This is a genomic window from Paraburkholderia sp. SIMBA_027, assembly GCF_046535315.1.
In the GTDB taxonomy this organism is placed as follows: Bacteria; Pseudomonadota; Gammaproteobacteria; order Burkholderiales; family Burkholderiaceae; genus Paraburkholderia; species Paraburkholderia tropica.
The window spans coordinates 1-256 of record NZ_JAWRWY010001045.1 but is presented as its reverse complement, the minus strand read 5'-3'; the positions used below and the strand labels follow the sequence as shown (position 1 = coordinate 256).

Annotated in this window: 1 protein-coding gene; it reads right to left on the bottom strand. The window is 50.4% G+C overall.

The features are described 5' to 3' along the window. Nucleotides 1-41 precede the first annotated feature (41 nt). Nucleotides 42-256: fimbrial protein (locus tag SB764_RS42305; RefSeq protein ID WP_410867078.1), on the bottom strand; the 215-nt coding region annotated here is incomplete at its 5' end.

Genomic DNA, 256 nt, shown 5'->3' with positions numbered 1-256 from the left:
AGTGCCGAAGCGTTGCGTTAATCAAAACGCAACGTCTTCTTTTACCGCACGATGACGGTAATGGTGGCTGTGCCCTGAAATTTTCCTGTTTCCAGCTCACCACCGACCAGATTAACTGGCCAGGCGCGCATATTGACGGTGCCATGCCCGGAAGGATCAACGGGAAGGATACCGTTCTGAAAAGGAATATTTGCAACTCCGCCGCCGAGATTTTCAATACGAATACCGACATCGGGCACATTGTCTGAACTTCTTC